This window comes from Brevibacterium sp. HMSC22B09, from assembly GCF_001806795.1.
Lineage (GTDB): Bacteria > Actinomycetota > Actinomycetes > Actinomycetales > Brevibacteriaceae > Brevibacterium > Brevibacterium ravenspurgense.
This window is the reverse complement of sequence record NZ_KV786007.1, coordinates 84,483-106,197: the sequence shown is the minus strand read 5'-3', so window position 1 is coordinate 106,197 and position 21,715 is coordinate 84,483. Positions and strand designations below refer to the sequence as shown.

The window sequence follows — 21,715 nt, the reverse complement described above, 5'->3', positions numbered from 1 at the left end:
CGCTGTCTTGATTGTAAACTCAAGTTGGCTGATTGCGAGTAGATTTTTTCGATTGAAATTTGAAATGGTGTGTTATCTTATTTGACCTGCGTCCAGGCCTTCGGGGCTGACGGGGGGAGGAGTTGCGAAGGTTGTAGGCATCGGCGCGTCAGCGGGGATAGTGCCAACGGGCAGTGTACTTCTGTCTTTATTTATTCACCGGCACCTTGTCACACAACAGGTGCAATAGTGGTGACCCGCCGTGCTTCGATACCGCGCTGCGTCGCACGCCCGTAAACGTCGGGGAAAGTGAACTGCCTGGTCCCATAGTCTCGGACGAGGCCTGGCGGGAAGCTGGGCCGCCGGTATTATTGCGGGTGCAGAGGAGGACGAATGTCGCAGCAGCTTTCGGAACTCGAAGCGGAGATTCTTCGCTTTGAAGGTCAGTGGCCCACCTACGGGGGAGCTAAGGACCGCGCGATCCGAGAGCAGTTCGACCTGTCTGCCGTCCAGTATTTCCAGGTGCTGGGCAGACTACTCGACAACCCCGCGGCCTATGTCGAAGATCCCGTTCTCATCAAACGGCTTCGCAGAATCCGCGACTCCCGACAGGACACCAGAGCACAGGCGAGGATCCCACGCTGATGGCAGAAGAACCCCAGTACAAAACCCGCGCGGAGCGTCGCGCAGCAGACGCGGCCAACCGCCGAGGCGGAGCTCACCGAGCCGGTGCAGCGGCAGGCGGCCACAAGGCGGCAACCGCTGTTGTCATTGTCCTCGCCCTGGTCGCGGTTCTCCTGATCGTCGGTGCGGTCAATATCATCCGCTCTGCCGGTTCTGATCCGGAAGCCAAGGTCGAAGAACAGCAGCAGGTCGAGCCCGGTGCAGACGATTCCGCAGATGAATCGTCGAAGTCGGCTGAACCGAGCGAAAGCGAATCGGGCGAAGCCTCGGAAGGTCCTTCTGATGAAGCCTCAGAGAGCACCCCGAGTGACGGCGAGTCCACCGGCAGCAGTGACGTTAAGACCGTCGCGGGCGAAAGCGGTGACCCGAACCTGTCGATCCTCAACGCGTCCGGCGTCAACGGCGCTGCCCGCAAGTACGCCGACCAGTACGAGTCCCAGGGCTGGACTCTTGGCCGTGTGGGCAACGCCGGCACCAACGTGTCGTCGACCACCGTGTACTACTCGTCTTCGGAATACCGTGACGCGGCTGAACGTGTTGCCGAGGGCCTCGGCGGTGTCAGCGTTGAGCAGTCCAGCCGCTACCAGGTGGGCGTGACGATCATCATGGGCCCCGATGTGGCAAACAGCGATCCTGCTGAAGGCTGAGCCTGAAGCTGTTTCGGGTGGGCGGCTAAGCCCCGCCGGAACGGTAGACTGAAGTTTCGTTCCACATTTGGGAGATGACATGACACAGGGAACCGTCAAATGGTTCAACGCGGAAAAGGGCTACGGCTTCATCGCCGTGGACGATTCCTCCGACGAAATCTTCGTCCACCACTCGGCCATCCAGATGGAGGGCTACCGCTCGCTGGCTGAAGGCGGCCGCGTGCAGTTCGAGATCGCGCAGGGCGAAAAGGGCGCTCAGGCTGAGAACGTCGAACCGCTCGGCTGATAGCCAGCCCAGCTGAACTTCTCACGAGGGGGAGGGACAGGATTCTGTCCCTCCCCCCCCCCGTCATTTTCCTAAGGAGGGGCGGCGAGGTGCCGGCGACAGGGGGAGCGGCGCCTCGTCCCAGAACACTTGCCCACCCTTTAGCAACAGAAACTCCTGTTAGCAGTGGTTGCTAAGGCGCAGATCCCGGCTACCGGGAGTTTGTGTGCGGCTAAGGCGTGGATTCCGGCTGACGGGTGTGTCGGAAGAAGCAACGTCCAGCATTTGCACTCTCATGTCGAGAGTGCTAAATCTAGTGGTGGTGAAATGCACTGCCCAGGCAGAGGTAGCCGGGCCTGAAGAAGGGATTCAGGTTCAGCTTCCTGCCGTCGCGGGCACCTGGCGGTGCTAGTCAACTGCCACCCCTTACAGGGAGGAAGCCAGCCACTATGGCAAAGCTCATTGCATTCGACGAAGAAGCTCGTCGCGGCCTGGAGACCGGCCTGAACACCCTGGCTGATGCAGTCAAGGTGACGCTTGGTCCCCGCGGACGCAATGTTGTTCTCGAAAAGAAGTGGGGCGCACCCACCATCACTAACGACGGTGTGTCCATCGCCAAGGAAATCGAGCTCGAAGACGCCTACGAAAAGATCGGCGCCGAACTCGTCAAGGAAGTCGCCAAGAAGACTGACGACGTCGCAGGTGACGGTACGACCACCGCTACCGTTCTGGCTCAGGCTCTCGTGTCCGAAGGTCTGCGCAACGTCGCAGCCGGTGCGGACCCGCTCAGCCTCAAGCGCGGCATTGAAAAGGCCGTCGACTCGCTGACCGAAGTTCTGCTCGACTCCGCTAAGGAAATCGAAACCAAGGAACAGATCGCTGCCACCGCCGGCATTTCCGCTGGCGACCCTGCAATCGGCGAACTCATTGCGCAGGCCATCGACAAGGTCGGCAAGGAAGGCGTCGTCACCGTCGAAGAGTCCAACACCTTCGGCCTCGAACTCGAACTGACCGAGGGTATGCGCTTCGACAAGGGCTACATCTCCGGTTACTTCGTGTCTGACGCAGAGCGCCAGGAAACGGTGCTCGAGGACCCCTACATCCTCATCGTCAACTCCAAGATCTCGAACGTGAAGGACCTCCTGCCGGTTCTCGAGAAGATCCAGCAGTCGGGCAAGCCGCTGCTGATCATCGCAGAAGACGTCGAAGGCGAAGCCCTCGCCGTCCTCGTGGTCAACAAGATCCGCGGCACCTTCAAGTCGGTCGCCGTCAAGGCTCCCGGCTTCGGTGACCGCCGCAAGGCTCAGCTCGCTGACATTGCGATCCTCACCGGCGGTCAGGTCATCGCCGAAGAGGTCGGCCTCAAGCTGGAGAATGCATCGCTCGACCTGCTGGGCACCGCCCGCAAGGTTGTTGTCACCAAGGACGAAACCACCATCGTCGAAGGTGCTGGCGACGCCGACGAAATCGCCGGTCGCGTGCAGCAGATCCGCACCGAGATCGAAAACTCGGATTCGGACTACGACCGCGAGAAGCTGCAGGAGCGCCTGGCCAAGCTGGCCGGCGGTGTTGCAGTCATCAAGGCCGGTGCCGCAACCGAAGTCGAACTGAAGGAAACCAAGCACCGCATCGAAGATGCTGTCCGCAACGCCAAGGCTGCTGTGGAAGAGGGCATCGTCGCCGGCGGTGGCGTGGCCCTCATCCAGGCAAGCGCCAAGGCCTTCGAAAACCTCAACCTTGAAGGTGACGAAGCCACCGGTGCAGCCATCGTCAAGGTGGCCATCGAAGCTCCGCTCAAGCAGATCGCCATCAACGCCGGCCTCGAGCCCGGTGTTGTTGCCGAAAAGGTGCGCGGACTCGAAACCGGGCACGGTCTCAACGCTGCAACCGGCGAATACGAAGACCTCCTGGCTGCCGGTGTCAACGACCCGGTCAAGGTGACCCGCTCGGCACTGCAGAACGCCGCCTCGATCGCAGGCCTGTTCCTCACGACGGAAGCCGTCGTTGCCGACAAGCCGGAGCCCGCACCCGCAGGTGACCCCACCGGCGGAATGGGCGACATGGGCGGCATGGGCTTCTGACCCAGCCGGCCGAGAACACGGTCCACTAGGCTAAGCCGCGGGCGCAGACACACTGTCTGCGTCCGCGGCTTTTCTGCGCGCGTACACGGTTTCCGCTGACCTGCAATTCAGTGTCTTCGCAGGATGGACGACCATAATGAAGCCGTACATTTCATGCGGAGAAGGGACTTTTATGGGCTTCGCTTTCCTCGTCATTCTGGTTGCCGGCGGCGCTGCCGCGTTCGCCATTGCTCGCAGCAACAAGAAGCACGAAGAAGCCGCGCGGCAAAGCGAACTCGAAATAGTTGCCAAAGCGTCAGAAGAAGACGTCACCCAGTTCGGGGAGGAAGTACGAGCCCTTGACCTTGAGACCGCAGGTGTTGATCTGGGCGACGGCGGCCGTCAGGACTACCAGAAGGCCATCAGCAGCTATGACCTTGCCAAGGACCTCCTGAGCAAGGTCACTCGTCCCGAAGACATCCGCCACGTGACAGAAGCCCTGGAAGACGGCCGCTACGCCGCCAGCTGCGTGCGTGCCCGCGTGGAGGGCAAACCGCTGCCCACCCGCCGTCCGCCGTGCTTCTTCAACCCCCAGCACGGCCCCAGCGTTGAAGACATCGACTGGGCACCCGCCGGCGGTCAGCCCCGCCCCATTCCCGTGTGCGCCGCAGATGCTGAACGCGTTGCCGTCGGCGCTGAGCCCTCGGTGCGCAAGGTGATGCTTGCCGATGGCATGTCGCGCAGGGCCTACTGGGAGGCAGGCCCGGCCTATGCCGAATACAACCGCGGCTACTACTCGAACTACGCCGGATCCGGCATGTTGCCGGGCGTTCTCATGGGTGCCATGCTCATGGGCCCGATGATGGGAGGCATGGGAGCCTGGGACGGTTCCTACGCTGACGGCTACCAGGACGGCCTGGCCGCTGATGGCGGCGTGGGTGATGCCGGTGACATGGGCGGTGACATGGGCGACTTCGGCGGAGGCTTCGGCGATTTCGACTTCGGCTTCTGATTGACTGGTACTCGGAATCAGAAGGAGAACCGTGGAAGAAGTCTGGATTCGCGACGACAGCATTCGCCTAGGACAGGTGCTCAAACTCTCTGGCTTCGTGGAAGACGGAGTCATGGCCAAAGAGCTCATTCAGGACGGCCAGGTGTTCGTCAACGGAGAGCTCAATTCGCGGCGCAGCTCAAACGTCAATGTGGGCGATGTGATTGCTGTTCCCACCCTTGACGTCGAATTCACCATCACACGCGGCTGAGCCGTTCGACAGCCGCACACGCGGGCGCGTCTATGTGCACTGGGCATCGGCTGAGCCCTCAGCCGATGTCAGCTGACTTCAGTCGAGCATGCCCGGTGCGTCCCACAGGGGCGACCACTTTGACGTGTCTTCTTCAAAGCGAAGATCAGCGCCGATTGCTGCTTTGATGTTGAACTCTTCGGCGTTGTCCCTGCGGTGGGGTCCCGTCTGCACAAACGGGTAGAACGTGCCGCGCTTGTACAGGTAGACGAGTGCCGCGCGTGTGCCTGAGGGTGTGCTGAAGTACAGCGACGAACACAGCAGCATGGGGCCGAAGCCGGCGTTCTCAATTGAGCTGTTGACTGCGTGCAGGTTTGTGACCAGGCCGGGGATGTCGCGTGCCTGGTTGCTCAGCACGTGCCACGAATAGCCGTAGCTGTCGTCTTCTGTGCGCACCTGAAGGTCGGCATCCTTGGCGATCAGCGCCGAGGCTTCGCGCACAGCATCCGCCGATGCGCCGCCTTCGACCGCGCGGTAGGCCACTGAGGCAACGCCGGTGGGCGCATAGTCTGTTGCTGCTTCCAGGGTCAGAGCTGCTGGAGGCAGACCGAAGAGAGCATCAAGGTTCGGTTTGACTGGCTTGGAGCGGCCCAGAAGAGCGTCGAAGAAACCCATTCCTACCTCTGTGACAGGTTGCGGGCGATGTCCTGCAGTTGGGCCAGGCGCTTCTCCAAGCTGGGGTGCGTAGAGAACAGCTGTGTTACGGACTTTCCGTTGACGGCGGGGATGAGCGCGAGGTGGTTGGCGGCACCGGCTGCCCGCAGGTCCTGGTCGGGGACTTTTGTCATCTGCCCGGAGATCTTCATGAGAGCGCTGGCCAGAGTGGATGGCTGACCCGTCAGGTAGGCAGCGGCACGGTCAGCGGCGAGTTCGCGATAGCGGCTGAGGGTGCGGATGAGCACGAAGCTGATCGCGTAGACGATGGCACCCACGAGCATCATAGCGACCATGACTGCCGCGGCGTTGTTGTTGCGCCCGCCGTAGCGGGCGTACATGCCGGAGCGGACCATGAGGCCTGCGACAACGCCCGTAACACCGGCAACAGTCATGACGGTGACATCGCGGTGGGCAACGTGAGCAAGTTCGTGGGCGAGCACCACTTCGACCTCTGCGGGTTCGAGCGTTTCCAGCAGGCCGCGGGTAACGCACACAACCGAGTGGTCAGGTGAGCGTCCCGTGGCAAAGGCGTTGGGTACGCGGGTGTCAGCGAAGGCAACCCGCGGTTTGGGGGAGTCGGCCAGCTGAGTCAGACGGTCGACGATCGCGTGCAGCTCCGGTGCCTGTTCGGGGGAGACCTCGTAGGCTCCCATGGCGCGCATTGCGAGCTTGTCGGAGGAATACCACTGGAAGAAGAAAGCGCCGAAGCTGATGAGCAGTGCGATCACGACACCGCCGAGCGACTGTCCGAGGATCCACCAGATGGCCAGAATCAGGATGACGTAGATCAGCCCGTTGAGGAAGATAGCCCACCCCATGCGGAGGGACAGTCCGCGGTCTTTGACGAACCTGTTTCTGGCCACTGTGCTCCTTGCGTGAACACGGCGGGCCGGTGCGTCCGGCCCGCCGTGCTGGTGATCAGCCCTGCTGGGCGTCGTTCTCTTCTGCCGTGACTTCGGCTTCTTCTGCGTCTTGGACGTCTTCGAGCTGCCCCTGCGGCTTGGACGCCGGGAGGGAATCGCGCATGCGCTGCAGCTCCATTTCGACGTCGTTGTCAGAGCTCATCGCGGCCAGCTGACGGTCGATGTCGTCCCCACCCGTGCCGCTGAAGTCTTCCAGGGCACCGGTTTCGAGCAGTTCGTTCATTGCGCCGGCGCGCGCCTGAAGTTCGTTGGTTTTGTCTTCAGCACGCTGAATCGCCAGACCGACATCGCCGAATTCGTCAGAAATGCCGCTGAAAGCTTCGCCGACCTTGGTCTGTGCTTCGGCAGCGTTGTAGTTCGCCTTGAGGGTTTCCTTGCGGGTGCGGAAGGATTCGACCTTCGTCTGCAGGCGCTGGGAGGCCTGCGTGAGCTTCTGTTCTTCCGCCTGCAGGTTCTGGTGCTGCCCCTGGAGGTCTTGGATCTGCTGGGCCAGTCCGGACTTGCGGGTCAGAGCTTCGCGGGCCAGGTCTTCGCGGCCCATTTCGAGTGCCTTCTGTGCCTGCCCCTGCAGTTTGTCCGACTGCGATTCAAGCTGGTTGATCTGCAGTTCGAGACGTTTGCGGCTGGTGGCGACATCAGCAACACCGCGGCGCACCTTCTGCAGCAGATCGAGCTGCTTCTGGTACGAGTAGTCGAGGGTTTCATTGGGGTTTTCAGCGCGGTCGAGAGCCTTGTTGGCCTTGGCGCCGAAGATCATCTTGATCCGCTGGAAAATGCTCATGAGCGCAGATTACTCCTTGCAGTGACTGCTTGGCACGTATTCTGTCCCAGCCTAACCGTCTCGGCTGAGAAAACCTGAGGTTTCTCAGCCGAGACCGGGATTTCCTGCACTAAGCACCCGCGGTCTCCGGTTGACCAGCCTCCTTCGCTGTGTCTGGCTGACCCGACTGTGAACAGGTCAGCCGCGGAAGAGTTTGGTGTTGGCGCTTTCGACATCCGCGTACTGCTGACCGGCCAGAGCGAGCGCCTTCTGAATCTGCGTGAGCGATTCATGGACTTTGGCCTGCACCTGCTGCCAGTCGGCGACAACCGTTTGGAAGCCGGCGGATGCGGTTCCCGTCCAGCATTCCTGCAGGGCGCGCAGCTGGTGCATGAGCCTGTCGACTTCGCTGTGCAGAGTGGCCGCGCTGTGCGAAGCGGTCGAAGCTGCTTGGGTGATGCGTTCGGCGTCGATGTTGATGGTGGACATAAGACTCCTTCGTTGTCGTTGAACACCGGACGGTGTCATAACGACAATGAGCCGAATCGCGCGGGCGTGAAAGACAAAAAGAAAGGCTGTGGAAACACGCGAGTGCTTCCACAGCCCTTCGAACACAAGAGGCGTGCCGAACCGCGTGCCGGACCGAATCACCCCGGCAGGCACATCGTCGGCGGTGCGGCAGCCGGCAGAATCTGCGGGATCAGCGGGCCTTGAGTGAGACCGTGATGTCCTGTGTCTTGCCGCCGCGCACAATGGTCAGCGGCAGATCTTGTCCGTCCTCCTGTGCCCGGACGAGAGCCTGCAGAGAAATAGCGGAGTTCACGGTGGTGCCGCCGGCCTTGATGATGGCGTCGCCCTCGCGCAGACCAGCCGCAGCCGCGGGGGAACCGCTTTCGACCTTGGAGACGACGGCAGCTCCCGTCGTGATCCCTTCGTTTTCCACAGAACCGGACGTAATAGTCACCCCGAGGTAGGCGTGCTTGGCCTTGCCCGAGCTGATGAGCTGGTCGGCAATGTAGGTCGCCTGGGTGGCGGGAATCGCGAAGCCGATGCCGATGGAGCCGGCCTGCTGGTCGCCGGCAGTCGGCATCGTGGCAATGGAAGAGTTCACGCCGATGAATTTGCCAGCCGCGTTGATGAGCGGCCCACCGGAATTACCAGGATTGACCGCGGCATCAACCTGAATGGCATTGGTGATCGTCGAAATGTCGGCTTCTCCGCCTGAGCCCTTCTGCTGGGTTGCCACGGGACGGTTGAGAGCGGACACGATGCCGGTGGTCACCGTGTCGGCAAGGCCCAGCGGGTTGCCCAGCGCCATGACGGGCTCACCGACCTTGAGGCCGTTGCTGTCGCCGATCGGCAGCGGGGTCAAACCTTCCGGTTTGGTGGACAGTTTGAGCACCGCGATGTCGGTAATGGGGTCGCGTCCGACGATCTTCGCTGCAACCGAAGCGCCGTCGTGGAACACGACGTTGATCTCAGACTGGGCTGAATCACCGGGGGCGACAACGTGATTGTTGGTCACGATGTAGTCGTCTTTGTACACAAAACCCGAACCGAGGGCTTCGCCTTCGGCGCCGCGGGCCTGGATTGAGACGACTGACTTCGCCGCGTCCGCCGCGACTGCCGTCCAGTCGGGGCTGTCAACGGTTTTGACCTTCTGATCGGACGTCGAGGTTTCGATTTCGGACTGCTTTCCGCTGCCGCTGATTGCGCTGGTTGCCGCGGTGAACCCAACTGCGGTGCCGCCGCCGATGAGCGTTGCAATGACACCCGTGGCGATGAGCGCGCCCCAGCCTGGCCCGCGGCGGGCAGATTTGGCCGGGCGCGGTCGGACGGAGGGCTGGCCGTGCGGGCCGGCGGGCGGGAAGCCGCTGGGCTGCGGGGTGTGGTTCCGCTGCTGTTGGGTTCCATAGCCGCCGAGGTGCCCGCTGGCCGGCCCCGGAACACCTGCTGGGTGGCCGGGCTCAGTTGGGTGGCCTGGGTTCGCCTGCCCCTGCTGCTCGGCCAACGGCGGCTGTGCGGGGCCGCCGTACGGTGGACGTTCGCTGTTTCCGTACCCGCCGTCATAGGGGTTGTTGGGGTGGCGCGGTTCGGTCATGAGCGGTCCTTTCTGGTGGTTTCCGGCAGTACGCCCTCTGGCGGGATGGGCAGGTCGACGCGGAAGGTGGCGCCGCCGCCGGGAGTTTCGTGGACGGAGATTTCGCCCTTGTGGGAGTCGATGATGGCCTTGACGATCGACAGTCCCAGGCCGGACCCGCCGGTTGAGCGGTCGCGAGATGAATCCAGACGGTAGAACCGTTCGAAGACTCGCGGTGCGATTTCGGGGTCGATGCCTTCTCCGTGGTCGCGCACTTCGATGCGGACGCGTCCGGCGGGGAAGCCTTCGAGGACATCGGGGACGATGATGCCTCCCGCACCGGGCGGTGCCAGGGGCTGTTCGACGGAATCTGTCCGCTTGTCCGCGGACGGCCTGCTGTCGGCGGCTGCGCTCGCAGCTGCCCCCTGCGAGGTGGTGGGAACCTGAGCCTTGCCCTGGCCCTTGTTTTGGGGCTTGGCATCAGCGCGGCTGCCGTCGCGTTTGAATATGCGGACGGGGCCGGTGACGAAATCGAGAGCGCCGCGTGACTGCTTGGCCTCTTCTGCTGTGTCGCCTTCGGTTTCGAACGCTTCGGGGACATCCACGACCCCGACCGCGAAGTCGATTGCGACATCGTCGGCAGTGTGGCGCAGGGCGTTGCCGGCCAGATTGCTGATCACCTGGCGCAGCTTGGAATCCGCCCCTTCGATGAGCGGAAGTCCCGGAGCGTCCTCGCCGTCGAGCCCAATGAAGGAGATATCCCGGTGCGGTGCCTGCGCCGCTGTGTCCGCCGCCGTATCGCGGACTGCGGCAGCCATGTCGACGGGGCCGATTTCTGCGCGGCGCTCGCTGTCGAGCCTGGCCAACACCACAAGGTCTTCGACGAGGTCGCCCATGCGGATGGATTCTGCTTCGATTCGGCCCATGATCTGGGCGACGTCTTCGGGTTTCTGCACGGCACCCTGCCGGTAGAGCTCCGCGTAGCCGCGGATGGTGACAAGCGGGGTACGCAGTTCGTGGGATGCGTCAGACACGAACTGCCGGATGCGCTTCTCAGAGGCCTTGCGCCCGTCGAAGGAGTCCTCAATGTGTCCGAGCATGGTGTTCAGCGCACTGGACAGACGACCGAGTTCGGTGGAGGCGGGGTATTCAGTGACGCGCTGCGATAGATCGCCGGCGGCAATGCGGGAGGCGGTTTTTTCGATGTCGCGCAGCGGTCGGAAGGTGTTGGTGATGGCGAAGTAGCCGACACCGCCGACGATCGCCAGGGCGAGCACCCCGATGCCGATCATGGTGCTGCGGGCGTAGTCGCTGATTTCGTCGATGTCTTTGTCGAATGGCAGTGCGATCGCCACGAGCATGTCGGAGTTCTTCAGCGGCAGCGTGCGCACGCGCCACTGCGAGGTGCTGCCGGGCACCGTGAACGGCTGGCTGCGGTTCTCAGCAACTGTCTGTGCGTTGACTTCCGGCAGGTAGGGGACGTTGGTTTCCGACGGGGCGACGGGGTCGTAGGCTTTGCGGCCGTCTGCCGTGTAGAACTGCACGTAGTAGGTACCCGGCAGCATCGAGCTGATGATCTGGTCCTGCGATGTGGTCTGCAGGGGTGTGTGCGTCATGACTTCGTCGGCGGCTCTGATCGCCAGGGCCTGCGATGTCGAGACCAGCCGCTGGTCGGTGCGTTCGATGAGGGACGCGCGCAGGTTCTCCAGTACCCATGCGCTGGTGCCGGTTAGCACGAGCAGCATGAGGGTCATCATGATCGCCAGCAGTTTGCCGGTGAGCGACCAGTCTTGCCACAGGACGTGGGATGAGCGGCGCTGAGCTTGGGTGGTCAAGGTGAGTGTGCTTTCCAATGCAAAGGGGCGAGCCTGCCGGTCCCGCCCCTTGGTGATGCATGCTTATTTGGCGTCTGCGGTTCGCAGCATGTATCCGACCCCGCGCTTGGTCTGGATCATCGGAGTCCATTCGACGTCGATGGGGTTGCCGGCTTCGTCCGTCGTGGGGGCCACGTCGATCTTGCGGCGCAGGTACGAAATATAGGATTCCACGATTCCGGTGTCTCCGCCGAAGTCGTATTCCCACACGTGGTCGAGGATCTGAGATTTCGACAGCACCCGGTTGGCGTTGAGCATGAGGTAGCGCAGCAGTTTGAATTCGGTGGGGGACAGGTCGATGAGGATGCCCCCGCGGCGAACTTCATGGGTGTCGTCGTCAAGTTCGAGTTCGCCGACTTCGATGACCGCGGTCTCTTCTTCTTCCGCCGCGTGGGTGCGGCGCAGGACTGCGCGGATGCGGGCGACGACCTCTTCGAGGCTGAACGGCTTGGTCACGTAGTCATCGCCGCCGACGGTCAGACCCGTGATCTTGTCCGAGGTGTCGTCGCGAGCGGTGAGGAATACCACCGGGATGTGGAAGCCGGCCTGGCGCAGGCGGCGGGTGACGGTGAAGCCGTCCATGTCGGGCAGCATGACGTCGAGCACCAGCAGGTCCGGCACCTGCTGTTCGGCAAGGCGCAGAGCTTCGGCGCCGTTGGCTGCTGAAATCACTTCGAAGCCTGCAAAGCGGAGGCTGGTGGACAGCAGTTCGCGGATATTGGGTTCATCGTCGACAACGAGCAGGGTCGCTTCGATTTCCTGCGCGTCGTGGCTAGGGGTCATGGGAGTCGTCATAGGATCAGTCTCCTCTTCGAGTCTGGAGGTTTGCTGGAAGATTCCTGAATGCCATTGTTGCACGAATCACACGGTGAATGTGCGGTTTTCTGCGGGAGTGCGCGCACTCGGCCCAGGTCTCGGACAGGCAGTAAGCGGCGTTCACAGAAAAGGGCCCGGAGTCTAAGAGGATTCTCAAACTCCGAGCCCTGGAAGCCCTTTGCTGATCAGCGGAAGCCGGCCGAAACAGGCGGGCCGAACCGGTGCGGGTCGGCGTGGTTCCAGTCTTCAGCCCAGCTGCGGCGAGGAGTGCCCAGCAGCTCACCCGGTTCAAGCCAGTCGTACGCTTCGGCGTAAGACTCAACGCGCGACTGCGATACCCGGCGGAAGATGTGCGACGGGCGCAGCTGGTCGGGGCTGTCGAGGCCGATCGTGGCGATCATCTGCGCCGTTTCGGCAACCGTTGACTTGTGGTAGTGGTACACCTGCTCGGCCTTGTCGTCCACGTCGAGCCCGCGGTACAGGCGAGGGTTCTGCGTAGCAACACCGGTGGGGCACTTGTTCGTGTGGCAGCGCTGAGCCTGAATGCAGCCGGTGGCCATCATCATGGCGCGTGCTGCCAGGCAGTAGTCAGCACCCTGGGCGATGCGTCGGATGATGTCGGTGCCGGCCACGATCTTGCCGGCTGCGCCGATCTTGATGTGCTGACGGATGCCCGCACCCACGAGCGCGTTGTGCATGAGGATGAGGCCCTCGGTCAGCGGGGTGCCCACGTGGTCCTCGTATTCCAGTGGAGCGGCACCCGTGCCGCCCTCCGAACCGTCTACCACGATGAAGTCCGGCAGGATGCCGGTTTCGAGCATTGCCTTGACGATGGCCAGGACGTCGGTGCGCAGGCCGACGCACAGTTTGAATCCGATCGGCTTGCCGCCGGACAGTTCCCGCAGCTGACCCACGAACTGCATCAGCTCGGTGGGGGTTGTGAACGCCGTGTGCGATGGCGGCGAAATGCAGTCCTTGCCGGGCTCGACACCGCGGGCTTCAACGATTTCAGGGGTGATCTTTTCGGCCGGCAGAACACCGCCGAGGCCGGGCTTTGCTCCCTGCGAGAGCTTGATGAGAACGCCCTTGATGTTGGGGTGGACGACCCTCTGCGAGAACATTTCGGGGTTGAAGTTGCCTTCCGGTGTGCGGCATCCGAAGTAGCCGGAACCGAACTCCCACACGATGTCTGCGCCGGATTCCAGGTGGTAGCGGGTGACGCCGCCTTCGCCGGACTCCTGGAAGAAGCCGCCCTTGTAGGCGCCGCGGTTCATGGCGCGCACGGCGTTGACGGACAGAGCGCCGTAGGACATTGAGGCGATGTTCAGCAGCGATACGTCAAACGGCTGGGAACACTGCGGACCGCCGATGACCACGCGGTGTTCGCCTTCGGGACGCTTGCCGGGGACAACGGAGTGCAGCAGGTATTCGTAGCCGGAGTCGCGAACTTCGAGTTCCGTGCCGAACGACTTTTCGGCGTGGACTCCCTGTGCGCGTTCGTAGATGAGGGCGCGGGCATCGGCGTCATAGGGGCGGCCGTCCCAGTTCCTTTCCACGAAGTACTGCTGGATCATGGGGCGGATCTCTTCCATGAGGTACCGCATGTGACCCAGCAGGGGGTAGATGCGCAGGACGGCCAGGCGGGGCTGGATGACGTCGTAGATGGCCAGTGCGAGCAGAGCGGCGAAGACGACGACGGCTATGAGCCACCACAGAGAGTGGAGAACTGCCAGTGCGATGCTGCCGAGGAACAGCAGTGCGACAGCTGTGATCGTGAGAATGGCAAACATGGGTACAACGTTACCGCCCGCTGGTGACTTTGAGGCTGTCGAGGTGGCCGCAATTTCGCCCGTGTCTCACCGCGCTCTTTGAAGGGCGTGCTTCGGCTTGCTGTCGGGGGGGGGAGTCTTGCCTTGTGGGCCCGTGTTGACTTAGATCAGGGCCAGCCCCGACGATGATCCGGTGAATCGGAACTTTGTTTTGGGTCTGCTCATCACGTTGGTGTCGTGCTTTCTTTTCGCGATCTGCGCACCTTTGGGCAAGCTCATGTACGCGGGTGATTGGACGCCGGGGCCGGTGACGTTTGTGCGTCTGGCCGGCAGCTGCCTCCTGCTTGCGATTCCGATGTTCATTCAGATGCGCGGCCGCTGGCGCGAAGTGTGGCAGGTTCGCTGGTATGTGCTGACCTACGGTGTTGTGTGCATGGCCGGTGTGCAGCTGTTGTTCTTCTTGGCGGTTGAGCGCATGAGCCCGCCGATTGCGCTGCTTCTGGAGATGACGGCGCCGCTCATGATTGTGCTGTGGGTGTGGGCCAGCACCCGCTTCCGCCCGTCCACCCTGACATTCATCGGTATTGTCGCCGCCGCGGTTGGTCTGCTCATCATTCTTGATCCGCGCGGATCGTCAGTTGATCTGCTCGGTGTTTTCTACGCGCTGTCGGCAGCCGTGTGCTTGGCGGCGTTCTTCGTCATGTCCGCCAAGGCTGACCTCAGCTTCCCGTCGGTGACTCTCATCTGCATTACGATGGGGATTGGCGCGGTTGTGGTTGCCCTCATCACGGCTGTGGGCATCATTCCGGCCGGCATGACAACGCAGGACCTCGATGCGGGCGGCGTTCTTCTTCCTTGGTGGGTGGTTGCGCTGGCTCTGGTGCTGTGCACCGGCGGGGCATACACGACGGCGGTTGTGGGTGTGCGCTACGTCGGGTCGACCATTTCGAGCTTCTTGAACCTGGTTGAGGTTCCGATGTCGGTGGTTATGGCCTGGATTCTGCTGGGGGATCTGCCGGTGGCGGTGCAGGCGATCGGCGGTGTGTTTGTGCTCCTCGGCGTGGTCTTCGTCAAGCTCGGTGAGAATCGGCAGGAGCGCCGACGGGTCATTGCCCGCACGAACGTCCACCCGGAGACTGCCGAAATGCACTTGGTTGTCGAAGAGGAGGCACCGGAGGACTGACCGGTTCTGTCCCGGTTCTGCCCGGGTCGGTCCCCAAATGCCGAGGTGCCGCTGGCGCGGGCCTGCTCTGTTGCGGTTCTGTTCTGGTCAGGCGCTGCTGATGGTGTAGCTGTAGCCCTGCTCGGTGAGGAACCGGCGGCGGTGGGCGGCGAACTGTTCGTCGACTGTTTCAGCTGCGACAACCGTGTAGAAAGATGCCGCTTGGCGGTTTTCTTTTGGTCTGAGGATTCGGCCGAGGCGCTGGGCTTCCTCTTGGCGTGAACCGAAGGAGCCGGACACCTGGATGGCGACGGAGGCTTCGGGCAGGTCAACGGAGAAGTTGGCGACTTTCGACACGACGAGCACTTTGATTTCGCCGGTGCGGAATGCTTCGTAGAGCCTTTCGCGTTCAGCTTCGCCGGTTTTGCCGGTCAGCACCGGTGCTCCCAGTTCTTCGCCGAGCTCTTCCAGCTGGTCGAGGTACTGGCCGATGACGAGCACCTGCTGGTCGCGGTGGTTTTCCACCAGGCGGCGCACCACGGGGAGTTTGACGTCGCTGGTGGCGGCCAGCCGGTAGCGGTCTTCGCCTTCTGCGCTCGCATAGGCCACCCTGGTTGAGCGGTCCAGGCGCACGCGCACTTCTTCGCAGTGGGCGGTGGCGATGTAGCCGGCGGCTTCGATTTCCTTCCACGGAACTTCGAACTGTTTGGGGCCGATGAGGCTGAACACTTCGTCTTCGCGGCCGTCTTCGCGTACGAGCGTAGCTGTCAGGCCCAGGCGGCGGCGCGCCTGCAGACCAGCGGTCAGCCGGAAGACGGGTGCGGGCAGCAGGTGGACTTCGTCGTAGATGACCAGGCCCCAGTCGCGCGCATCGAGCAGCTCTAGGTGCAGGTAGGAGCCTTTGCGGCGGGTGGTGAGCACTTGGGAGGTGGCGATGGTGACCGGTCGGATCTCTTTGACCGCACCGGAGTATTCGCCGATTTCGTCTTCCGTCAGGCTGGTGCGGCGCAGCAGTTCGGCCTTCCACTGTTTGGCGGACACCGAATTGGTCACCAGGATGAGCGTCGTTGTGCTCACCTGTGCCATGGTCGCGGCACCCACAATGGTTTTTCCGGCACCGCAGGGCAGGACGACTACACCGGATTCACCGCGCATAAAGGTCTGCACGGCTTCGTCCTGGTATGGCCGCAGGTGCCACTCTTCGGCCCCCGCGCCTTCGCGCTCGCCCTCATCGGTGCCGCTGGAGCCGCCCGCCCCCTCGCCGGAGCCGGGAGAACCAGCGGAGCCCGGCTCCGCCTCGTGATAGTTGAGGTCGATCGCGTGTGCTTCACCGTCGACGTAGCCGGCGTGGTCGGCCACCGGGTGGCCCAGTTTGAGCAGGCGGAACTTCAGTTCGCCGCGTTCGGAGGGGTACACCTCGACGGTGCCGGGGTCGATCCGGGTGCCGAAGATTCCCTGCATTTCGGGCTGTTCGGCCAGGTTGTCCAGCAGTGCGGTGTCGGAGGATTCGAGAACCAGGCCGTGCACGGGCGAACTGGTCAGCACCAGCACCCCGAACCGGTCCATGAGGTCGACGATTTCCAGCAGGAGTTCGTGCGGGACGGGGTATTTGGCGTATTCGAGCAGGGTGTCGATGACGGATTCGGCGTCGTGGCCGGAGGCGCGCGCGTTCCACAGTCCCAGCGGGGTGATGGTGTAGGTGTGAATGTATTCGGGTGTGCGCGCAAGCTGGGCGAAAGGCGCGATGGCTGCTGCAGCTTCGGCCGCGTCGGGGTGGCCGGATTCCAGAAGGATTGTGCTGTCGGACTGGACGACGAGGGGACCTGTCACTGAGTGCCTTCCTCGGCGGGGGTGACGCTGATGATCCGCGACAGTGAGGCGGCGATTTCGCTGCCGTTGCGGATTCCGCGCACTCGTCCGCCGGTGATTGCGGTCGGGGTGAGCGTGAGGGTGGTGCTGCTGCCGTCGGCGCGGGCCAGCGTGACGGCAACACTCTGCTGCCGGTCGATGGCGCTGCGCAGAATGCCCGAGGTGGATGCCGGGTCGCCGTCATCTGCTTCAGCGCTGCTGCGCACCCCGGCAATGTAGCGGTCGAGGTCTGCATCGGCAATGCGGGCTGTCCGCCGGGTGACGGCGGGCGCGGTTTGCTTGGGCGCGCGCTGCGGCTGTGCCGTGGGCGCTTCCGTCAGGGTCGATGTGCCAGCGCCCTCCAGCAGGACGCGCAGGCGGTCGGAGCTGATGCCGGCCAGTGCGACGGTGGGGGCCACGCGGGTCAGCTGGGCTGGGATGAGCAGCGGGTCGGCCAGGAGGGCGTCGAGTTCGTCGGGGTCGTCGACGATGACTGCGCCGCGGGCGCTGGCGACCTGCACGCGGTTGAGTCTGGAGGCAACTCCGTCGATGAGGAACTCCAGTGGCTGCGGCACTCCGGTCGAGGAACATTCGCGCAGTGTGTCAACGATGTCGGTGCGGCTGAGCCCTGTGTGCAGGGCTCGTTCGATGCTCTTTTCGGTGAAGCGGTAGACAGTGCCCTGTCCGCGGGTTTCGATGTCGGCGAGCGAATCGAGTTTCTGCGCCAGGTCGGGGTGGACGGGCCCGGTGGCGACCGCGGTGAGGTCGGATTGGATGACGACGGTTTCGGCGTAGTCGGGCAGGAGTTCGCCGATTGTTGCGGCGAAGTCGGCTGGCACTGTGGCGGCTGAGCCCGCGTAGTCGAGTGGCTGTGCGGCCGCCGGCAGGGATGTGTTCAGGTGCTCGGCAAGCGTGCGGCCCAGAGGGGTCAGCCCGTAGGAGTCGGGTGCGGTCAGGGGAGTGGCGACGAGCCCCAGGAATTCCGCCTCGCCCAGCATCTGGGCCAGTGTTTCGCGGTTGAACGCCGGTGCCAGCGGGTAGCGCCACTGGAGGACCGCCGTGAGGTCGGTCAGCCGGATGCTCGGGGTCTCTGCGGTTTTCTGGTCTGCCGAGGTGCCTGAATCTGCCGAGGTGCCGGTCGAGGTTCCGGAGCCCGGTTGGGGGAGCGGCACCTCGGGAGACAGGAGGGTGCGCAGCAGTCGGAAGCGAGCCGAGCGGACCGGCGGCAGAGCCGAGGGATGGCCGCCATAGGGGTTGGCGGTAGTGGGTTTGACGACGGAGTTCAGCGGGTGCACGCGGTCGCCGCGGGGCGTGTGGCCGGCGGCGATGTGGGTGATGTCTTCGCCCATGTGCAGCCAGGCGCGCACGAGTGCAGCGTGCAGGCTGCCGCGGTCGGTGCGCTTGAGAATGTCGTATTCGCTGGTGGGCAGCCACACCGGGTCGATGCTGGAACTGTCGACGCCCACCAGGTTGAGTGCGCCGCACAGTTCGAGCACGAAGATCGTCTGTGCGTATTCGAGTTCGAGGGCGGAAGCCAGCCGCTGGACGTCGCGTTTGCCGACACCGCCGGACATCAGCTGGCTGGGCGGATCGGCTTCGATCGCCCGGACGGCAGCGGCAACTGTGCCGCCCGCAGCACCTGCGGCCGCAGCTTGGGCGTTGCGGGCAACGGATTCGGGGATTGGGGTGAGGGCTGGTTCGTCTGGCCGTGAGTATTCCGTCCACTCCGGCGGGCGGGTGGATTCGGCTGCCGAGGTGGGCAGCAGGGCGATGGCTTCGGATTGGAAGCCGAAGAACTCGGCATCACCGGGGGTGCCTGCGGCCGTGTCTTGTGTGCTGGTCTGTGCGGGCCACAGCAGGCCCAGAAGAATCAGACGGTCCAGGACATCTGAGCTTGCTTCCAAAGCAGAGCAGGGAACAACAGGATCAACGCGGGCAGCCTTCGCCGCGCGCAGAGCGGTCTGCAGCGCTTCGGCATTGAGCGCCTCAAGGGCAACCGCGACCCCTTTGCGGGTGGAAGCCGAACCGGCCAGGCGGGCAAGTGACGCTGTGTCGGTGCGCACCAGATCGCGCCGGGTGCGGACAAAATCCGCAAACCAGTCGGCCGGCGCGGTGGACAGCCACGCGGTGAAAGTCTGAAAGCCCTTCATCCCTACGAGTCTAGACGGAGCACAGAAAGCCGGCGGTTAGAATGGGTAGTCAACCCCGTCGGCAGAGCCACAACACCGAAAGGCCCACAGTGACAACAAGCACGAACGAACAGCGCACATCGTGGACGCTGATCACCGCGCTTGCGCTCATGCTGCTGGGCGCAATCGCCCTTGTCGTGGTGATTGTGCAGGGCCTGACCGTCGGCCACCCATCGAAGATTCTGACCTGGGTGGGAATGATTGCCCCAAGCGCATCGTTCATCCTGTTCCTGGCGTGGCTGATCACCGCGATCTTCCGCCGCCGCACCTAGAGCGCACACTCACTCCGGCGCTCCGGCCAGACCGGCCAGAACAGACCGGCCGAACCCGGTGCGGACAGAGCAGACAAGAACACCCGCGGGCACCTCGCCCGCCCAGCCTCCCAGGCACACCCCAACAGACAAGCGGAGCTGACCGGCACCTCGTGAGGTTCGGCCCGCAGCAGACCAACAGACGCGCACGCGAGTGCGCACAGAAAAGGACAGACAATGCCCACTGGACGCGTGAAGTGGTTTGACTCAGACAAAGGCTTCGGCTTTGTTACAGGAGACGATGGCGAAGAGTTCTTCATGCACTCGTCGTCACTGCCCGACGGCGTGACCGTGCACAAGGGATCCCGCCTGGACTTCGACATCGTGGATTCCCGCCGCGGCCGTCAGGTGCTGCGCGCACGCCTGCTGGACGCTCCGCCGCGCGTGCGCCCCAACCCCGAAAAGACGGCAGATATGATTCAAGATGTCATCTCGATGCTCGATGACACGCTGGCTGGACTGCGACAGGGCCGCTACCCGGACGCGGAATTCTCCGCGAAAGTCGCTGAGGTCCTGCGCCACGTAGCCGACGATCTGGAGGGCTGATGACCAGCTGCTACGCCGAATGGAGGGCCTCGCTGGGGGAGATCAACCCCACGTTGGCTCAGGCGGTCGACACTGCGCGCGCAGCGATCGCCGAAATGACGGACGAAACGTCTATCGGCGAGCACCTGGGTGTTGTTGCCGAAGGCGCCTACGCCGCATCCCACATCTTCGAATGCCGTACACCCGGCTACCCGGGCTGGTACTGGACGGCGATTCTGGCGCTGGTGCCCGGGTCTGAGACCGTCACGGTCTCTGAAACAGCGCTGCTGCCCGGCGAAGATGCGCTTGTCGCACCGGAATGGGTGCCGTGGAAGGACAGGCTGCGCCCGTCGGACATCGGCGCTCGCGATGTCCTGCCGAAGGTCGAAAACGATCCGAACCTTGAACTGGGACTTGAGCAGGTCAAGGTCGAACTTGAAGACAACATCGACCAGATCCCCAACTTTGAATTCGGTCTGGGGCGCAAGCGCGTGCTGTCACGCGACGGCATTGCAGCTGCTGCTGCCCGCTGGGCCGAATCCGATTCCGGGCCGGACTCCGAATACGCTTCCGAGGCGTCTGCCAAGTGCCGCACATGCGGTTTCCTTATGCCCATTGCTGGTTCGGTGCGCACCCAGTTCGGTCTGTGCGCCAACGCGGCATCGCCATTTGACGGGCGTGTGGTGTCACTGAGCAACGGCTGCGGCGCACACTCTGAAACTGACGTCCGCCGACACGACGACGACACCGCCGAACCCGTCATCGACGACCGCAGCGAAGACTTCGAAATGGTCGCTGCGGGTGCTGGTGAGGACGGTGCTGGTGAGGCTCGTGGTGATGAGTCCGGCCGTGAGGTGAGTGGCGCCTCGGGTGGTGACGGCGCCTCGGGTGGTGACGCCTTGAAGGAAGGCGATGATGCTGAGCGCTGACGCCCAGGTGTGGGCGACCGTCATTGCGTTTGTCGGTCTGGTGATCGGGTGTGCCGGCATCATCGTGCCTGTTCTTCCGGGGTCGCTGCTGAACCTGGCTGTGCTGATCGGCTGGGGTGTTGCGGTGAACTCGACCATGGGCTGGGCGTGTGCTGCGGCCGGGATCGTCATGACGGTCATAGGCATAACGGCCTCGTGGGTGCTGACCGGCAATCGGCTGAAGAAGCTTCAGGTGCCGAACCGGGTCATTGCAATAGCCGCGCTCAGTGCTGTTGTCGGCATGTTTGTTCTGCCCGGGCCGGGGTTGCTCATCGGCTTTGTGGTTGGCCTGTTCATTGCTGAATGGGTGCGGCATTCGACTGCCAGTGAAGCGCTGCAGACCACAAAGGGCACCCTCGTTGCCGTTGGCATTGGGCTGGGCATTGAGCTTCTGTGTGCCGGTGCGGCTTTTGTGTCGCTGACAGTCGGCACGTTCTTGCACTTCACCACTGTGTGAGCCGGAGGCGGGTGCGGCGTGTGGCCCAACCCGGCCGGTGGTGCGTGCCCAACTCTCTTGGAGCCTCGTACCGTGAGCCCTCTCAATCCTTCCGGCACCTCGTCCCTTCGACCCTGCAGGGTCCGTCCTAACCCTTCCGGCGCCTCGTACTTTTCAGGGGGACACCGGTTAGCAACAGATCCACGCTTTAGCAGTGGTTGCTAAGCCGCAGATTCCGGCTAAGGGGTGTCTGCTTGCGGCTAACGGGTGTTTTTGTTGCTAACGGGTGTGTGGGCAGGCCGGTAGTTCGTCCGGTGAGTGCCGGTGGCGGGTGGGGCCCAACCCACCCGGTGGTGCGTGCCCAACTTTCCCGGCACCTCGTCCGGTGAGTGAGCCCTCCTGACCCTCCCGACCCTCCCGGCGCCTCGTATTTTTCAGGGGGACACCGGTTAGCAACAGAT

At 63.4% G+C, this 21,715-nt stretch carries 21 protein-coding genes; 11 read left to right on the top strand and 10 right to left on the bottom strand.

Translation table 11 applies throughout. The features are described from left to right. Positions 1-372: 372 nt before the first annotated feature. The 6 genes from HMPREF3087_RS03875 (at position 373) to HMPREF3087_RS03850 (ending at position 4,897) form a co-directional block, all read left to right on the top strand. Positions 373-624: a DUF3263 domain-containing protein gene (locus HMPREF3087_RS03875; protein ID WP_070428126.1), complete on the top strand. Its 252-nt coding sequence runs from the start codon at positions 373-375 to the stop codon at positions 622-624. After that, entirely contained in the window at positions 624-1,310 is a 687-nt protein-coding gene (locus HMPREF3087_RS03870; protein ID WP_070428125.1) for a LytR C-terminal domain-containing protein, read from the top strand. Before HMPREF3087_RS03875 ends, HMPREF3087_RS03870 begins: the two co-directional genes overlap by 1 nt. 79 nt (positions 1,311-1,389) lie before the next feature. Then, the gene (locus HMPREF3087_RS03865; protein ID WP_070428124.1) at positions 1,390-1,596 is read left to right on the top strand and encodes a cold-shock protein; all 207 of its coding nucleotides are present in this window, start codon (positions 1,390-1,392) and stop codon (positions 1,594-1,596) included. A 428-nt stretch (positions 1,597-2,024) separates the two neighbouring features. Continuing rightward, positions 2,025-3,656, top strand: coding sequence for a chaperonin GroEL (gene groL, locus HMPREF3087_RS03860; RefSeq protein WP_019175756.1), 1,632 nt, complete (start codon positions 2,025-2,027; stop codon positions 3,654-3,656). Between the two features lie 136 nt (positions 3,657-3,792). Beyond that, a complete protein-coding gene (locus HMPREF3087_RS03855; protein ID WP_256173025.1) occupies positions 3,793-4,647 on the top strand; it encodes a hypothetical protein in 855 nt (284 codons plus the stop codon). A 31-nt stretch (positions 4,648-4,678) separates the two neighbouring features. After that, entirely contained in the window at positions 4,679-4,897 is a 219-nt protein-coding gene (locus HMPREF3087_RS03850; RefSeq protein WP_070428122.1) for an RNA-binding S4 domain-containing protein, read from the top strand. A gap of 78 nt (positions 4,898-4,975) precedes the next feature. Here HMPREF3087_RS03850 and HMPREF3087_RS03845 read toward each other — a convergent pair whose 3' ends face one another. The 8 genes from HMPREF3087_RS03845 to HMPREF3087_RS03810 form a co-directional block, all read right to left on the bottom strand. Continuing rightward, entirely contained in the window at positions 4,976-5,551 is a 576-nt protein-coding gene (locus HMPREF3087_RS03845) for a PspA-associated protein PspAB (protein ID WP_062020538.1), read from the bottom strand. A gap of 2 nt (positions 5,552-5,553) precedes the next feature. Next, a complete protein-coding gene (gene htpX, locus HMPREF3087_RS03840) occupies positions 5,554-6,456 on the bottom strand; it encodes a zinc metalloprotease HtpX (RefSeq protein WP_070428121.1) in 903 nt (300 codons plus the stop codon). Between the two features lie 55 nt (positions 6,457-6,511). Beyond that, positions 6,512-7,297: a PspA/IM30 family protein gene (locus HMPREF3087_RS03835; RefSeq protein ID WP_070428120.1), complete on the bottom strand. Its 786-nt coding sequence runs from the start codon at positions 7,295-7,297 to the stop codon at positions 6,512-6,514. Between the two features lie 177 nt (positions 7,298-7,474). Beyond that, on the bottom strand, positions 7,475-7,765 hold the full coding sequence (locus tag HMPREF3087_RS10355; RefSeq protein WP_062020531.1) for a WXG100 family type VII secretion target: 291 nt from the start codon (positions 7,763-7,765) through the stop codon (positions 7,475-7,477). Positions 7,766-7,976: 211 nt separating this feature from the next. Beyond that, complete coding sequence (locus HMPREF3087_RS03825; protein ID WP_070428119.1) at positions 7,977-9,377, bottom strand: S1C family serine protease; 1,401 nt, start codon at positions 9,375-9,377, stop codon at positions 7,977-7,979. Next, positions 9,374-11,191 (bottom strand): sensor histidine kinase, encoded by a 1,818-nt coding sequence (locus HMPREF3087_RS10770; protein WP_070428118.1) that lies wholly within the window; start codon positions 11,189-11,191, stop codon positions 9,374-9,376. The genes HMPREF3087_RS03825 and HMPREF3087_RS10770 overlap by 4 nt, the downstream gene beginning before the upstream one ends. A 63-nt stretch (positions 11,192-11,254) precedes the next feature. Beyond that, positions 11,255-12,025 (bottom strand): response regulator transcription factor, encoded by a 771-nt coding sequence (locus HMPREF3087_RS03815; RefSeq protein WP_370919315.1) that lies wholly within the window; start codon positions 12,023-12,025, stop codon positions 11,255-11,257. Between the two features lie 206 nt (positions 12,026-12,231). Continuing rightward, a complete protein-coding gene (locus HMPREF3087_RS03810) occupies positions 12,232-13,836 on the bottom strand; it encodes an FMN-binding glutamate synthase family protein (RefSeq protein ID WP_070428117.1) in 1,605 nt (534 codons plus the stop codon). A 172-nt stretch (positions 13,837-14,008) separates the two neighbouring features. Here HMPREF3087_RS03810 and HMPREF3087_RS03805 point away from each other — a divergent pair, with 172 nt between their 5' ends. Then, complete coding sequence (locus HMPREF3087_RS03805; RefSeq protein ID WP_083272017.1) at positions 14,009-14,998, top strand: EamA family transporter; 990 nt, start codon at positions 14,009-14,011, stop codon at positions 14,996-14,998. A gap of 87 nt (positions 14,999-15,085) precedes the next feature. Here the strand turns inward: HMPREF3087_RS03805 and HMPREF3087_RS03800 are convergent, their stop codons facing one another. Further along, positions 15,086-16,807 carry a DNA repair helicase XPB gene (locus HMPREF3087_RS03800; protein ID WP_070428116.1) on the bottom strand — a complete coding sequence of 574 codons (1,722 nt, stop codon included), beginning with the start codon at positions 16,805-16,807 and terminating at the stop codon, positions 15,086-15,088. Then, on the bottom strand, positions 16,804-18,975 hold the full coding sequence (locus HMPREF3087_RS03795; protein ID WP_070428115.1) for a helicase-associated domain-containing protein: 2,172 nt from the start codon (positions 18,973-18,975) through the stop codon (positions 16,804-16,806). The genes HMPREF3087_RS03800 and HMPREF3087_RS03795 overlap by 4 nt, the downstream gene beginning before the upstream one ends. An 89-nt stretch (positions 18,976-19,064) precedes the next feature. Between HMPREF3087_RS03795 and HMPREF3087_RS03790 the strand changes: the two genes are divergently transcribed. From HMPREF3087_RS03790 to HMPREF3087_RS03775, 4 genes are all read left to right on the top strand, one after another. Then, positions 19,065-19,286 carry a hypothetical protein gene (locus tag HMPREF3087_RS03790; protein ID WP_019175742.1) on the top strand — a complete coding sequence of 74 codons (222 nt, stop codon included), beginning with the start codon at positions 19,065-19,067 and terminating at the stop codon, positions 19,284-19,286. 216 nt (positions 19,287-19,502) lie between these two features. Next, positions 19,503-19,871 (top strand): cold-shock protein, encoded by a 369-nt coding sequence (locus tag HMPREF3087_RS03785; protein WP_019175741.1) that lies wholly within the window; start codon positions 19,503-19,505, stop codon positions 19,869-19,871. Continuing rightward, complete coding sequence (locus tag HMPREF3087_RS03780; RefSeq protein ID WP_070428114.1) at positions 19,871-20,779, top strand: DUF3027 domain-containing protein; 909 nt, start codon at positions 19,871-19,873, stop codon at positions 20,777-20,779. Before HMPREF3087_RS03785 ends, HMPREF3087_RS03780 begins: the two co-directional genes overlap by 1 nt. After that, a complete protein-coding gene (locus HMPREF3087_RS03775) occupies positions 20,763-21,275 on the top strand; it encodes a DUF456 domain-containing protein (RefSeq protein WP_070428113.1) in 513 nt (170 codons plus the stop codon). Before HMPREF3087_RS03780 ends, HMPREF3087_RS03775 begins: the two co-directional genes overlap by 17 nt. The last annotated feature ends 440 nt before the right edge of the window (positions 21,276-21,715 follow it).